14 protein-coding genes are annotated in these 15,584 nt (G+C 37.1%); 13 read left to right on the top strand and 1 reads right to left on the bottom strand.

What is annotated here, in order from left to right; genetic code table 11:
* Positions 1-28 precede the first annotated feature (28 nt).
* Positions 29-793: an alpha/beta fold hydrolase gene (locus ACFSQS_RS09275; protein ID WP_388017526.1), complete on the bottom strand. Its 765-nt coding sequence runs from the start codon at positions 791-793 to the stop codon at positions 29-31.
* 296 nt (positions 794-1,089) lie between these two features.
* On the opposite strand from ACFSQS_RS09275, the gene mraZ reads away from it, so the two are divergent.
* The 13 genes from mraZ (at position 1,090) to ftsA (ending at position 15,576) form a co-directional block, all read left to right on the top strand.
* The gene (gene mraZ / locus ACFSQS_RS09270) at positions 1,090-1,560 is read left to right on the top strand and encodes a division/cell wall cluster transcriptional repressor MraZ (RefSeq protein ID WP_388017523.1); all 471 of its coding nucleotides are present in this window, start codon (positions 1,090-1,092) and stop codon (positions 1,558-1,560) included.
* Positions 1,547-2,443 (top strand): 16S rRNA (cytosine(1402)-N(4))-methyltransferase RsmH, encoded by an 897-nt coding sequence (gene rsmH / locus ACFSQS_RS09265; RefSeq protein ID WP_388017520.1) that lies wholly within the window; start codon positions 1,547-1,549, stop codon positions 2,441-2,443. The genes mraZ and rsmH overlap by 14 nt, the downstream gene beginning before the upstream one ends.
* A gap of 160 nt (positions 2,444-2,603) precedes the next feature.
* Positions 2,604-2,921, top strand: a complete 318-nt coding sequence (locus tag ACFSQS_RS09260) for an FtsL-like putative cell division protein (protein WP_388017517.1) — start codon at positions 2,604-2,606, stop codon at positions 2,919-2,921.
* A gap of 64 nt (positions 2,922-2,985) precedes the next feature.
* A complete protein-coding gene (locus ACFSQS_RS09255) occupies positions 2,986-4,947 on the top strand; it encodes a penicillin-binding protein (protein ID WP_388018299.1) in 1,962 nt (653 codons plus the stop codon).
* Positions 4,944-6,407 (top strand): UDP-N-acetylmuramoyl-L-alanyl-D-glutamate--2,6-diaminopimelate ligase, encoded by a 1,464-nt coding sequence (locus ACFSQS_RS09250; protein ID WP_388017514.1) that lies wholly within the window; start codon positions 4,944-4,946, stop codon positions 6,405-6,407. The genes ACFSQS_RS09255 and ACFSQS_RS09250 overlap by 4 nt, the downstream gene beginning before the upstream one ends.
* A gap of 116 nt (positions 6,408-6,523) precedes the next feature.
* A complete protein-coding gene (gene mraY, locus ACFSQS_RS09245; protein WP_388017511.1) occupies positions 6,524-7,765 on the top strand; it encodes a phospho-N-acetylmuramoyl-pentapeptide-transferase in 1,242 nt (413 codons plus the stop codon).
* A gap of 39 nt (positions 7,766-7,804) precedes the next feature.
* A complete protein-coding gene (gene murD, locus ACFSQS_RS09240; protein ID WP_388017508.1) occupies positions 7,805-9,196 on the top strand; it encodes a UDP-N-acetylmuramoyl-L-alanine--D-glutamate ligase in 1,392 nt (463 codons plus the stop codon).
* Positions 9,197-9,342: 146 nt separating this feature from the next.
* Complete coding sequence (locus ACFSQS_RS09235) at positions 9,343-10,536, top strand: FtsW/RodA/SpoVE family cell cycle protein (RefSeq protein WP_388017505.1); 1,194 nt, start codon at positions 9,343-9,345, stop codon at positions 10,534-10,536.
* Positions 10,537-10,572: 36 nt separating this feature from the next.
* Entirely contained in the window at positions 10,573-10,932 is a 360-nt protein-coding gene (locus ACFSQS_RS09230) for a four helix bundle protein (RefSeq protein WP_388017502.1), read from the top strand.
* Between the two features lie 7 nt (positions 10,933-10,939).
* Positions 10,940-12,070 (top strand): undecaprenyldiphospho-muramoylpentapeptide beta-N-acetylglucosaminyltransferase, encoded by a 1,131-nt coding sequence (gene murG / locus ACFSQS_RS09225; protein WP_388018296.1) that lies wholly within the window; start codon positions 10,940-10,942, stop codon positions 12,068-12,070.
* Positions 12,071-12,075: 5 nt separating this feature from the next.
* Positions 12,076-13,479 (top strand): UDP-N-acetylmuramate--L-alanine ligase, encoded by a 1,404-nt coding sequence (gene murC / locus ACFSQS_RS09220; protein ID WP_388017499.1) that lies wholly within the window; start codon positions 12,076-12,078, stop codon positions 13,477-13,479.
* Positions 13,480-13,495: 16 nt separating this feature from the next.
* On the top strand, positions 13,496-14,191 hold the full coding sequence (locus tag ACFSQS_RS09215; RefSeq protein WP_388017496.1) for a cell division protein FtsQ/DivIB: 696 nt from the start codon (positions 13,496-13,498) through the stop codon (positions 14,189-14,191).
* Between the two features lie 77 nt (positions 14,192-14,268).
* Positions 14,269-15,576, top strand: coding sequence for a cell division protein FtsA (gene ftsA / locus ACFSQS_RS09210; protein WP_388017493.1), 1,308 nt, complete (start codon positions 14,269-14,271; stop codon positions 15,574-15,576).
* Positions 15,577-15,584: the final 8 nt, after the last annotated feature.

The following is a 15,584-nucleotide window of genomic DNA, read 5'->3' as shown; positions in this document are numbered from 1 at the left end:
CTTGTTAAGTTAAACTCGTTTAGGTAAATTAAATGCCTCTTTTAGTTATCCAAGCATCAAGAATTTGGTTAAATTCATCGGGGTGTTCCATCATGGCGGCGTGCCCACATTTGTCAATCCAAAACAACTCCGAATCTGGTAAAAGTTCGTCAAATTCCTCGGCAACTTCTGGTGGTGTAACCGTGTCGTTTTTTCCCCAGATAATGCATGTTGGCGTTTGCATTTTTGGTAAATCTTTAGCCATATTGTGCCTAATGGCGCTTTTTGCAATAGCTAATGTTTTTATAAGTTTGTTACGGTCGTTTACTGTTTTGTAAACTTCGTCCACTATATCTTTTGTCGCAATTTCAGGGTCGTAAAATACATCTTGGGCTTTCTTTTTAATTACCTCGTAATCGCTGCGTTTGGTGTAGCCGCTGCCCATGGCACTTTCGTAAAGCCCAGAGCTCCCTGTAATTATTAGGGCTTCAACCTTTTCCGGAAATAATTTGGTATGGTATAAACCAATGTGCCCACCAAGTGAGTTGCCCAATAATATTACTTTATCGTAACCTTTAAACTCAATAAAATCGTGCAGGTATTTTGCAAAGCTTTTTACATTGGTTTTAAGTAGGGACATGTTGTAAATTGGTAATTCTGGGATCAAAATCTTGTATCCTTTTTTGCTAAAAAAACTTGTTACAGAATCAAAATTACTCAATCCTCCCATTAATCCATGGAGCAAAATAATGGGTTTGCCTTCTCCAACTTCAATATAACTGAAGTTGTTTTCTTTTTTTAAACGGTGCGTCATTTAACGGTTAGTCTTTTCGTAAAAACAAATATAGGTATTTCATTCATATTTCAATCATTTTAATTCTAAGAGCAAAGCAATTGTTTTTTTAAACAGATATGTTAATAACCTGTTTGTCTAATTTGGTTATCGGCTAATTGACTGATAGTAAGGGGTTAATTTTTTTTCGGCCATTTTTTGTTTGTTTAAAATGTGATTTTAGCAAAAAATTATTAACAAAGTGCAACAAAGTGGTAAAATGTGGTAAAATTTTCGATATATTTGAAACTTAAAGCCTAAAACCAATTTAAATCGCTTTGAACTCATTAATAGGAACATACGATTGTAAAGTAGATGCCAAAGGCCGCCTAATGATGCCTTCTGGCATGAAAAAGCAGTTGGCCTCTGTTTTAAACGATGGTTTTGTGTTAAGGCGTTCGGTTTTTCAGCCTTGTTTAGAACTGTATCCCTTAAGCGAGTGGCAAACGGTAATGCAAAAAATAAACAAGCTTAACAGGTTTAAAAAGAAGAACAACGATTTTATCCGCCGGTTTAATGCCGGTGCAAGAATGGTTGATATTGATGGAAACGGGCGTTTGTTAATCCCCAAAGACCTTATTGGTTTTGCAGGCATATCTAAAAATATAGTGATTTCCCCAGCGGTAAATATCATTGAAATTTGGGATAAAGAAAAGTACGAACAGGCTATTGATGATGCTGCAATTGATTTTGCGGATTTAGCCGAAGAAGTAATGGGACAAGACGATGACGAGCATGAAATATCATAACCCAGTATTGTTAAAAGAAACCGTAGATGGTTTAAATGTAAAAGAAGACGGCGTTTATGTCGATGTTACTTTTGGCGGCGGCGGGCACAGTAAGGAAATCCTGAAACGACTTGGTAAAAACGGCAGGTTATTTGCCTTCGATCAAGATTTGGACGCTCTTGATAATGCAATTAATGATGGTAGGTTTACATTGATACATGAAAATTTTAGATACGTAAAACGCTTTTTAAGATTTCATGGCATAAAACAGGTCGATGGTATTTTGGCAGATTTTGGTGTATCGTCGCACCAATTTGATGTTGCCGAACGTGGTTTTTCCACCCGGTTTGAAGCCGATTTGGATATGCGAATGAATCAGCAAAATGAGCTGTCCGCTTACAATGTGGTTAACAATTATGCCGAAGAACAACTAAAACAAGTTTTTTTGCAGTATGGCGAATTAAGAGCCGCCCCAGCAATGGCAAGATTAATTGTTGAGCATAGGGAAACAGAAGAAATTAAAACAAGCGAACAGTTAAAAAAAGTACTGAAAAAGTTTTTGCCACCACGGCACGAAAATAAAGTTTTGGCTCAAATTTATCAAGCAATTCGTATTGAGGTAAACCAAGAAATTGAAGTGCTAAAAGAATTTTTGCAACAAACACCAGAACTATTAAAAGTTGGTGGCCGTTTAAGTTTTATATCGTACCACTCTTTAGAAGACAGGTTGGTAAAGCGTTTTATAAGAAACGGATTGTTTGAAGGCGAGCCAGAACGCGATATGTTCGGGAATTTTGAAGTGCCGTTAAAAAAAGTGAATGGCTTAATTGTACCATCAAAAGAAGAGATCGCGTTAAACAATAGAGCAAGAAGTGCAAAGCTAAGAATAGCTGAAAAACTATAAATGCTGCTATTACGAATAGCTTTTAGCGACGTGGGAATCTCTTAAAATGAAATCATAATATAAAAACAGATTGCCACGCCAAAAAAGGCTCGCAATAACGAAATTAAAAACAAATTAATCCTTTCCCTTCGGGGAGGATGTCTCGGATAGACAGATGGCAATGAAAAAAAGCATTTATAACATATTAAAAGGAACGTTTTTAGTGAGCGACGACTCGTTTAAAAATTGGCGCATGATTCTTTTTGTTTCTGGGTTGGCCATTGTAATGATTGCGAGTTCGCATAGCGCCGATAAAAAAGTATATGAAATTGCTCGATTAAAAAATGAAGTTAACGAAATGCGTTCGGCATTTATTGATGGTAGATCCAAACTGATGCGCCTAAAAATGGAATCGGCAGTCGTAGTTAAAATGAAAGAAAAAGGATTGTCGCCATCGGTAATTCCTCCAAAAAAAATAAAAGTAAAAAAACAAAATTAAAAAGCAAACCTTGGCAGTAAACGAGAAAGGCATATTAAACCGATTGTATTTTATAGCAGGATGTATGTTCATCTTCGGGCTTGCCGTGGTGTTTAAATTGCTAAGCATCCAGTTTCTGCAAGGCAATAAATACAGGGCCATGGCACAAGAACGCATTATAAAAGATGTTGTTATTCCTGCCAATAGGGGCAATGTGTATTCGGCAAATGGTAATTTGTTAGCAACATCAGTTCCAAAGTACGATATCAGGATTGATGCCCTTACGCCCAGCGCAAAAACCTTCGAAAAATATTTAAAACCGTTAAGCGATTCGCTTTCAAAATTCTCTGGAAAATCGTCTAATTATTACCAAAAAGAAATTAGAAAAGCTAGAGCCAATAGAAACAGATATTATTTGTTGGCCAGAAATATTGGGTATTCAGATTATACCAGGATTAGAAACTTCCCCTTGTTAAACCTAGGGGCTTTTAAAGGCGGATTAATTGTTAAGCAAACCACAAAACGCGAACATCCCATGGGTGGCATTGCACAGCGCACCATTGGCTACGAACGTTTTGACGAGGACGGCAATGTAACACGCCCAGGAATTGATGGTGCTTACGGTATCCAGTATTTACGAGGCAAACCCGGAAAAAGAAAAAAACAGCAAATAGGAAAAGGGCAATGGAAACCGTTAAGCGACGCTAATGAAATTGAACCCAAAGATGGTTACGATGTCTATACAACTATTAATGTAAATATTCAAGACATCGCGCATCATGCACTTTTAGAGCAGTTGGAAAAATACAAAGCAGACCACGGTTGCGTGGTGGTTATGGAAACCAAAACCGGCGAGGTTAAAGCCATTTCTAATTTAGGAAGAAACAGCAAAGGCTATTATTACGAACGGTTGAATTATGCCGTTGGAGAATCTCACGAACCCGGGTCCACCTTCAAGCTCATGGCACTTACCGCAGCTCTTGAAGATAAAGTGATTGATACCAGCGATGTAGTAGATACCAGAAAAGGTGTCTTGTCTTTTTATGGCAAAAAGGTAAGAGATTCTAAACATGGTGGTTATGGCAAAATATCGGTTGCCAAGGCATTCGAGGTCTCGTCAAACACGGCAATTGTTAAGGTTATCGATCAGGCCTACGGAAAAAAACCAAGCCAATTTGTAGATAGACTTTATGAAATGAGTTTGAATGAAAAATTAGGATTGCCAATTATTGGCGAACCCAGTCCTATTATTCCAGACCCGCGAATAAAAAACAAGCGTTGGAGTGGTATCGCATTACAGTGGATGGCTTATGGCTACGGTGTATCGTTTACCCCTTTGCAAACCTTAACCTTTTATAACGCAATTGCAAACAACGGGGTTATGGTAAAACCTCAGTTTCTAAAAGAGGTTAAAGAATTTGACAAAACCATTGTGCCCTTTGAAAAAGAAGTGATAAACAAGCAAATATGCTCTAAGGAAACCGTTGCCAAAGTGCAGCAATTATTAAAGAATGTGGTTGAAAAAAAACACGGAACGGGACATAAATTGTATTCCAAAAATTTTTCGATGGCAGGAAAAACAGGGACTTGTCAAAAAGATTATCGCGATAAAGAAAAGCTAAATTACATTTCATCATTTGCAGGATATTTTCCAGCCGATAACCCTAAGTATTCGTGCATCGTTGTAATACACGAGCCCGATAAAAGTGTGGGATATTACGGTGCCGATGTGTCTGGGCCTGTTTTCAAAAAAATTGCTCAAAAAATATTTACCGATACGCCCATTATTGATGAGGTTGCGTCATTAGAAGTTAAAAGCGCATCAACAGAAAAAGAATACGAAAGCTTTTATAAAACAGCGCAGACCTATAAAACCATTATGCCAAACGTAGTTGGCTTACCCGCTATGGATGCTGTGGTATTATTGGAAAATATGGATGTAAATATAAAAGTAAAACTTAACGGTAATGGCATTGTAAAAGAGCAGTCTATCAGTAAAAACATAAAACTTAAAAACAATCAAACCGTAGTTTTAAAAGCCTCATGAGAGTATTAAAAGACATATTGTACAAAGTAACCATAAATACTGTTGTTGGCAGCACGAATGTGCCTGTAAATGCTATTCATTTCGATTCAAGAAACATTAAAAAGGCTGACTTGTTTGTCGCCATTAAAGGCAATGTGGTAGATGGGCATAATTTTATTGATGCCGCTATAAAAAACGGCGCTATAGCCATAGTTTGCGAAACATTGCCAAAAAAACTAGTTGATAACCTTACTTATATTGAGGTCGATAATTCCAATAGCGCCCTGGCCTTTATGGCATCAAATTTTTACGGTGCGCCTTCAGAAAACTTAAAACTTATTGGCGTTACGGGCACCAACGGCAAAACCACCGTGGCTAGTTTATTGTATCAACTATTCAAAAAAGCAGGATATAAAGTTGGCTTGCTTTCAACGGTTAAAATATTAGTCGATAATAAAACATATAAAGCAACGCACACCACGCCAGATTCTTTAACTATAAATAAGTATTTAAAGGAAATGAATGATGCTGGTGTCGAGTATTGCTTTATGGAGGTAAGCTCTCACGGCATACATCAAAATAGAATTGAGGGATTGTATTTTGAAGGCGGCATTTTTACCAATCTGTCTCATGATCATTTAGATTATCACAGCACATTTGCAGAATACCGCGATGTTAAAAAAACGTTTTTTGATGCGCTTCCGCCAAATGCCTTTGCGCTTGTAAATGCCGATGATAAAAACGGATTGGTAATGCTGCAAAACTCAAAAGCGAAAAAATACAGCTATGCTTTAAAGAGTTATGCCAACTATAAAGCGCAGATTTTAGAAAACCAGTTTAGTGGTTTATTGCTTAAAATAAATGACAGCGAAGTTTGGACACGGCTTATTGGGAATTTCAATGCCTATAATGTATTGGCAATTTACGCTACCGCGGAATTGTTGGGCTTGGAAAAAGTGGAGGTTTTAAGACTGATTAGCGAGTTGAAAAGTGTTAGCGGACGTTTTCAATACATCATTTCAGACAAAAAAATAACGGCAATTGTAGATTATGCGCACACACCCGATGCATTAAAAAACGTATTGCAAACCATTAACAGCATCCGCACAAAAAACGAAGCATTAATAACCGTGGTGGGTTGCGGCGGCGATAGAGATAAAACCAAACGCCCAAAAATGGGGCACATCGCATCGGCATTAAGCACAAAAGTGGTTTTTACTAGCGATAATCCGCGAAGCGAAAAACCGGAAACTATTCTTGAAGATATTGAAAAAGGCGTAGAACCCCAAAACTTTAAAAAAACACTAACCATTGCCGATAGAAAACAAGCCATTAAAACGGCATGCCAATTGGCACAACCCAACGATATTATTTTAATAGCCGGAAAAGGGCACGAAACCTATCAAGAAATTAATGGCGATCGCTTTGATTTTGACGATTATAAAATAGTACAAGAATTTTTAAAACAATTACAGAAGTGAAAAGCTTGAAGGCAGAAGAATGAAGACCGAAGTTAAAAAAAAGAAAAAAATAACAAACAACCTTTAATCAAACTCCTCCCCGTTTGGGGAGGTTGGGAGGGGCTAATAATATATAAATGCTGTATTACCTATTTGAATACTTAGAAAAACAATTCCAATTTCCAGGAGCAACACTTTTCGGGTTCTTAACGTTCCGTGCTGCTTTCGCGATGATTCTGTCTTTATTGATTTCTACCATTTACGGAAAAAGAATCATTCGCTTTCTTCAGAAAAAACAAATGGGAGAAACCATCAGAGATTTAGGTTTAGAGGGGCAAGCGCAAAAAGCGGGAACGCCAACTATGGGCGGCATCATTATTATACTGGCCACTTTAATTCCGGTGCTGTTACTCGCTAAACTAGAAAACATATACATCATTTTGTTGATTATCACCACGCTTTGGATGGGCATTATCGGTTTTATAGACGATTATTTAAAGAAGTTTAAAAACGACAAAGACGGTTTAAAAGGACGCTTTAAAGTGCTTGGGCAAGTAGGCTTGGGTATTATTGTTGGCGCAACTTTGTTTTTTCATAACGATGTAACAATGAAAGAAAAGTTACCTATTGAAGAGCAACGTGTTCTATTGGCCCAAAACCCAGACATAGAAGCTTCAAAACTATTTCAAGACGAAATAAAATCTACCAAAACAACCATTCCTTTTGTAAAGGGAAATGAATTTGACTATGCTAAATTAATCACTTGGATTAGTCCAGATTTAGAAAAATATGCTTGGATCATATTTATTCTAATATCAATTTTAATAATAACGGCGGTTTCAAATGGCGCAAACCTTACAGATGGAATTGATGGATTAGCCGCAGGAACATCGGCCATAATTGTACTCACTCTGGGGATTTTTGCATGGGTTTCGGGTAATATTATTTTCTCAGAATACCTCAATATTATGTACATCCCGCGCGTCGAGGAAATCACTATTTATATCACAGCATTTGTAGGTGCCCTTATTGGTTTTTTATGGTACAATACTTATCCAGCACAGGTTTTTATGGGCGATACGGGAAGTTTAACTATTGGGGGCATTATAGCAGTTATAGCAATTGCAGTACGAAAAGAGTGGCTTATACCTGTGTTGTGCGGCATATTTGTAGCAGAAAATTTATCGGTGGTTATGCAGGTAAGCTGGTTTAAATACACCAAGAAAAAATATGGAGAAGGACGCCGCATTTTTAAAATGTCGCCATTGCACCACCACTACCAAAAATCGGGGTATCACGAAAGTAAGATAGTAACTCGATTTTGGATTGTTGGCATATTGTTGGCCATTCTATCGATTGTAACATTGAAAATACGCTAACAATTTGTTATTTCCGCGAAAACGGAAATCTCATAAAAAATGAAAAAAGAAAACAAAAAGCAATCGAGTGAGCAGCTCTCCTCCTTTGGAGGAGTTGGAGGAGGCTTTTTAGTTGTATTAGGCGGCGGAGAAAGCGGCGTGGGCACAGCGCTTTTAGGAAAAGCAAAAGGCTACAACGTTTTTGTTTCCGATAAGGGTAAAATAAAAGAAAAATATAAACAAGTTCTTATACATAATGCGATTGAATGGGAAGATGAAAAGCATTCGGAAAGTGAAATTTTGAAAGCCGATATCGTAATGAAAAGCCCGGGAATTCCAGATAAAGCACCTTTGGTAAAGCAAATTCGCAAACATAAGATTCCGGTAATTTCAGAAATAGAATTTGCATCAAAATTCACCAAAGCAACCATAGTAGGAATTACTGGTAGCAACGGTAAAACCACAACGGCGACCTTAACGCAGCATATTTTAAAACAACAATTAAACGTAGGGTTGGCGGGCAATATTGGCGACAGTTTTGCTAAACAGGTTTTAGAAGACGATTTTAAAAATTACGTGCTAGAAATAAGTAGTTTTCAGTTAGATGATATTATCGATTTTAAACCCAAAATAGCGGTTATTACAAATATAACGCCCGATCATTTGGATAGATATGATTATCAATTTGAAAATTATATCGCTTCAAAATTCAGGATAGCGATTAATCAAACCAAAGATGATTATTTGATTTATGATGCCGACGACAAAGCGATTGCCAATCATTTAAAAAACAACCCAGTTCAATCCACATTATTGCCGTTTTCATTAACAAAAACCATTGAAAACGGCGCGTATTTAGACCAACAAAACATAATAATAACAATAGATAACAACCAGATAATTATGCCAACAACAAAACTAGCATTAGAGGGGAAACACAATATTAAAAATGCTATGGCTGCCTCTACAGTCGCCCATTTATTAAAAATTAGAAAACAAACCATTCGCGAGAGTTTAGAAAACTTTCAAGGAGTAGAGCACCGTTTGGAGCAGGTATTGAAAATTAATAAAGTACAATACATAAACGACTCGAAAGCAACCAATGTAAATGCCACGTATTATGCTTTAGAAAGTATGGATGCACCAACGGTTTGGATTGTTGGCGGTACAGACAAAGGCAACAATTACGAAGAACTGTTCCAGTTTGTAAACGAAAAAGTAAAGGCCATTATCTGTTTGGGCGTCGATAACGAAAAACTGATGCGAACCTTTGGCAATATGGTCGATAACATTATTGAAACACAATTTATGAGCGAAGCCGTAAAAATAGCCTATAAAATTGCCGAAGCCGGAGATAACGTACTGTTGTCGCCAGCCTGTGCAAGTTTCGATTTGTTTGAAAATTACGAAGACAGAGGGCGTCAATTTAAAAATGCAGTAAGAAACCTTTAATATAATTTATAAATTAAATGTGTCATTCCGAGGAGTTTTTCGCGACGTGGGAATCTTTTAAGTCGAAGTTAAATATTGTATTATATAATTAAAGAAACAGATTGCCCCGACCAAAAAGGCTCTCAATGACAAATAAATAAAGTTAAGTGCAAACACTATTTAAAAACATAAAAGGCGATCGGTTAATTTGGGCCATAGTGGCGCTATTGGCCATACTATCTTTTTTACCGGTTTACAGTGCGGCCAGTAATTTGGCATACAGAGGCGGAAACGGGAGTACTTTTTCATTTTTTGTTAAGCACTTTATGCACTTGTTTTTAGGGTTTGTAATTATGTATGGCGTGCATAAAATTCCGTATAGGTATTTTAAGGGCTTGTCGTTAATAATGATTCCTATAGTTTTGGTCCTTTTAGGTATTACAATGCTGCAAGGCACCACCATTGAAGGCGCAAATGCTAGTAGATGGATACAAATTCCCATAGTAGGCATGTCGTTTCAAACCTCCACATTTGCATCGGTTGTTTTAATGGTTTATGTAGCGCGGTACATGTCTAAAATAAAAGACAAAACGGTAACTTTTAAAGAATCCATATTACCGCTTTGGTTGCCTGTTTTTTTTGTTTTGGTGCTTATACTTCCGGCAAACTTTTCAACAGCCGCCATTATGTTTTTAATGGTTATTATGTTGGTTTTTTTAGGCGGATACCCAATTAGGTATTTAGCCGTAATTATAGGTTCTGGAATATTGGTTTTGGTGTTGTTCGTTTTGGTAGCCAAGGCTTTCCCAGATGCAATGCCAAATAGGATTGATACTTGGATGAGCCGGATAGAAAGTTTTTCAGACCCAGAGGATACCGTTGCCGATTATCAAATTGAAAAGGCTAAAATAGCCATAGCATCGGGTGGTATTAAAGGAGTTGGCCCAGGAAAGAGTGTGCAAAAAAATTTTTTACCGCAATCGTCATCCGATTTTATTTTCGCCATAATTATTGAAGAATATGGTTTACTGGGCGGCTTTACCATTATGGTTTTGTACTTATGGCTGTTGTTTAGAGTTGTTATTGTTGCACAAAAATCAGATACTGTTTTTGGCAAGCTATTAGTGCTTGGTGTGGGATTGCCCATTGTATTTCAAGCCTTAATTAATATGGCGGTTGCAGTAGAATTGTTCCCGGTTACAGGGCAAACCTTACCATTAATTAGTAGTGGTGGCACTTCTATCTGGATGACCTGTTTGGCCATAGGAATTATACTAAGCGTAAGTGCTAAACGAGAAGAAATAAAAGAACAGGAAATTAATGAGGAAAATCCGTTGGAAATTCTTTCGGAAACCATTTGATTTAACATATACGATTTTTTAATTAAGATTTGAGATATGAAACAAATATTAAAAAATAGAACTAAAAAATATGCGGCTAACTGTTGTAACCTCTGTACAAAGTTTCCTGTTTCAAGAGAGCATAATGCGTTTAGTAATCAGTTAATTAAATGCTCAAGCTCGGTGGGAGCAAATTATAGAGCAGCTTGTAGAGCAAAATCAGATGCAGATTTTACCAATAAGTTAAAGATTGTTGAGGAAGAAGCTGATGAAAGTATGTATTTCTTGGAGTTATTATTAGAAGTGAGCGATAAAGAGCATAATGAAATGAAAAGATTACATGCTGAAGGAAATGAATTATTATCCATAGTTGTTGCATCCATTGAAACGATGCGTAATCGAACTCGTAAATCATAATTCAAAAATCGTGAGTCAAAAATATAAAATCATATTATCCGGTGGAGGCACAGGCGGGCACATTTACCCTGCAATCGCCATTGCAAACGAAATAAAATCCCGTTTCCCAGAAGCTGAGTTTTTATTTGTTGGTGCAAAAGACCGTATGGAAATGGAAAAAGTCCCACAAGCAGGTTACAAAATTAAGGGTTTGTGGATTTCAGGAATTCAGCGAAAGCTAACCCTAAAAAACCTTTTGTTCCCTTTTAAGGTTATAAGTAGTTTGTGGAGTGCCAAAAACATAATTAAACAATTTAAACCCAATATGGCCATAGGCACAGGTGGTTTTGCAAGCGGGCCGTTGTTATACATGGCAGCCTTAAATAATATTCCCAGCATAATACAAGAGCAAAACTCGTATCCAGGAATTACCAATAAATTACTGGCCAAAAAAGCAAATAAAATTTGTGTGGCTTATGATGGTTTAGAGCGCTTTTTTCCTAAGGAAAAACTAATTAAAACAGGAAACCCTGTGCGCCAAGATTTATTGGATATTGACACGAAAACGGTTGAAGCCAAAAACCATTTCAATTTAAAACATGCAAAATTCACACTTTTGGTAATTGGCGGCAGTTTAGGTTCAAGACGAATAAATGAGCTCATTGAAAAAGAATTGGATTTTTTAGACACACAAAACGTGCAAATAATATGGCAATGCGGCAAGCTGTATTACCAGCAATATAAAATTTACGGAAACACAAAAAACGTGCAGGTTTATGAGTTTTTAAACAATATGGATTTTGCTTATGCTGCGGCAGATATTGTTATTTCAAGGGCTGGAGCCATTTCCGTCTCCGAGCTCTGTATCGTAGGAAAGCCCGTAATATTTATTCCGTCGCCAAACGTGGCAGAAGACCATCAAACCAAAAATGCCCTGGCTGTGGTTAACAATAATGCAGCTTTACTTATTAAAGAAGAAGATTTGGATGTAGATTTCGAGAATAAGTTTTCGCAGTTAATCGCTTCCGCGGAAAAACAAAACGAATTGGGCGAAAACATAAAAAAGCTAGCACTAATTAATGCCACAAAAGAAATAGTGGACGAAGTAGAAAAACTACTGAAACCACACCTTCCGTCTTCCCAAACGAAAGAAAGTTAACAGTAATGAGTAAAGAAAAGAATAACATATCAACCACGAAAAAAGGCCTTCAATCAAAGAAGGGCTTGGGATGGGATAACATCTATTTTATCGGCATTGGCGGTATTGGCATGAGTGCCCTGGCACGCTATTTTCTTGCCAAAAATAAATGTGTGGCTGGTTACGATAAAACAAAAACCGCTATAACCGATGCGTTATCTGTTTTAAATATTAAAATCCATTTTGATGATGCCGTTAAAAATATTGACGTTAAATTTTTAAATCCTGAAAACACTTTAGTTGTTTACACGCCGGCAATTCCTAAAAACCATATAGAATTAAAATATTTTAAAACCAACGGATTTAAGGTGTTAAAACGCTCTGAGGTTTTAGGGCTAATAACCCAAAACACCTTTTGTTTGGCCGTTGCCGGCACCCACGGAAAAACAACAACAACCAGTATTTTAGGGCATTTAATGTACGAATGCGGTGTTGAGCTAACGGCTTTTTTAGGCGGTATTAGCGAAAATTACAATTCTAATTTAATATTAAAAGGCACCAAGGTTTCGGTTGTTGAGGCCGATGAGTTCGATAGATCGTTTTTAACACTATCGCCAGATCTGGCATGCATAACCTCAATGGACGCCGATCATTTGGATATTTATGGTAAGGCTTCAGAGTTAGTTAATTCATTTAAGGATTTTTCAAAAAAAATAAAACCCAACGGAAAACTGTTTGTTAAAAACGGATTGCTTTTAGAAGGTATTACCTATGGTATTGAAGACCATTCAGATTACAGTATTCAAAATATAAAAATAGAAAACGGCAGTTATGTTTTTGATGTAAAAACACCAAAAACAGTGCTAAAAAATTTAGAATTCAACCTACCTGGGAGACATAATCTCTCTAATGCTTTAATTGCCTTGGCGATGGCTGTGGAATATGGTTGCCCTTACCAACAGCTCGCCATGGCCTTAGCGTCTTACAAGGGGGTTAAACGCCGATTTACCTATCAAATAAAAACCGAGGATTTGGTATTTATCGACGATTATGCGCACCACCCCGCAGAGATAAATGCGGTATATCAAGCGGTTACAGAAATGTATCCAAACAAAAAGGTGCTGGCTATTTTTCAGCCTCATTTATACTCTAGAACACGCGATTTTATTGACGATTTCGCTGAGAGTTTATCACTGTTCAACGAAATTATATTATTAGATATTTATCCCGCCAGGGAACTGCCCATTAAAGGCGTAACATCAAAGTGGTTGTTAGATAAAATAAACAATACAAACAAGCAGTTGGTTAGTAAATCAGAATTATTGAAAACCATACATAAAAGTGATGCGCAAATTATAATAACAATGGGCGCTGGCGATATTGGAGCAGAAGTAAAACACATAAAAAAACAATTGGACATTGCAAGTTAATTGGAATTATATAAAAATGATACTGCTACTAGGTTTAGTAGTGTTTTTGTTTGCTTTTTCGTCAAGTAGAAACGGGCAGAGAACAGTATCTAAACCAGAGGTGAAATTTATAGGAGACAACAACCTTTTTGTTACTAATGAGGCTGTTAGTAAATTGTTAATACAAAATTACAAAGGAGTTAAAAAAGTACCCAAAGAAACTTTAGTTTTGAATGAGTTAGAGAATGCCCTAAAATCTAACCCCATGATTAAAACCGCAGAGGTGTATGTTACTGTTAATGGTACGCTTAGCGCAGAGATCGAACAAAAAACACCTATTGCAAGGGTAAGCACAAAGGCCTCTTATTACGTTGATGACGAAGGTTTGTACATGCCCTTATCGAACAATTATTCGGCAAGAGTACCTATGGTTACCGGTTATGTTGAAAAAAATAATTTAAAAAATGTATATAAAGTAGCCCATAAAATTAGTCAAGACGATTTTCTAAAAAAGAATGTTATAGAAATCCATCAAAGCACTAATAAAAAAATCTACTTAAAACTTAGGCAATGTAAATTTATAGTACAATTGGGCAATGTAGAATTTTTGGACAAAAAAATTAACAACCTTAAAGCGTTTTACCAAAAAAACCAAAAAGACAAAACGCTTAACAACTATAGCAAGGTTAATTTGCAATTTGAAAACCAAGTTGTATGCAGTAAAATAAATTGATTAAGCAAAAAAAAGATAAGTAACAAATTTAAAAACCTAAAAGGTAAGTCTAGAGTATATCGAGCAAAACGTAAACCATGGAGCATAATTTAGCAGTAGGATTAGATATAGGAACCACAAAAATTGTGGCTATGATTGGTCGTAAAAACGATTACGGCAAAGTCGAGATTTTGGGTATTGGCAGATCTAAAAGTTTAGGTGTGCACCGCGGTGTGGTAAATAACATCACACAAACCATCCAATCTATACAACAAGCCGTACAAGAAGCTGAAGTTACCGCAGATATGAAGATTGTTAGCGTAACCGTTGGTATTGCTGGACAGCACATACGGAGCCTTCAGCACAGCGATTACATAACCAGATCGGACTCGGAAACGGTAATAGACGACAACGATATTGATAGGCTTATCAATCAAGTCCACAAATTGGTCATGCTTCCCGGAGAAGAGATCATCCATGTCCTGCCTCAAGAATATAAAGTTGATGGTCAAGCCGAAATAAAAGAACCCATAGGCATGTACGGTGGCAGGTTAGAAGCTAATTTCCATGTCGTGGTTGGGCAAGTATCATCTATTCGAAATGTGGGGCGCTGCATACAAAGTGCCGGTTTAAATCTAGAAGGCATTACCTTAGAGCCCTTAGCATCTTCTAACGCGGTGTTAAGCCAAGAAGAAAAAGAAGCCGGCGTTGCTTTAATAGATATTGGTGGCGGCACCACAGATTTAGCCATTTTTAGAGACGGCATTATTCGCCATACCGCGGTTATCCCATTTGGAGGCAATGTAATCACAGAAGACATTAAAGAAGGCTGCTCCATCATAGAAAAACAAGCAGAGCTTTTAAAAATAAAATTTGGTTCGGCATGGCCCGGGGAAAATAAAGACAACGAGATTGTCTCAATTCCAGGATTACGAGGCAGAGAGCCCAAAGAAATCACATTAAAAAACCTCTCTAAAATAATACATGCCCGCGTTGTGGAAATTGTAGAGCAAGTTTATGCAGAAATAAAAAACTACGGGCACGAAGAACAAAAGAAAAAACTCATTGCAGGCATTGTTTTAACGGGTGGCGGCGCCCAACTAAAGCACCTCAAGCAGTTGGTTGAATACATAACCGGAATGGATACCAGAATAGGATACCCCAACGAGCACTTGGCAGGCGATAGCGACGAAGAAATTACAAGTCCGCTATACGCCACCGCGGTAGGCTTGGTGCTAGACGGTTTAAAACGAGAAGAAAGAAAAAAAACAGAACAACAGCTAAAACAAGCTCAAGAGGCTGAAGCTCCAAAAGAAGAAGTAAAAGAAAAGCCCGTTAAACAGCGGCGCTCCTTCCTTGACAAATTAACAGAGCGCGTTAAAGATTTTTTAGATAACGCCGAATAATTAAAAAT

It is taken from the genome of Gelatiniphilus marinus (genome assembly GCF_042684345.1).
GTDB classification, from domain to species: domain Bacteria; phylum Bacteroidota; class Bacteroidia; order Flavobacteriales; family Flavobacteriaceae; genus Gelatiniphilus; species Gelatiniphilus marinus.
The sequence above is the reverse complement of the archived record's forward strand: the minus strand, read 5'-3'. Positions and strand labels throughout refer to the sequence as shown.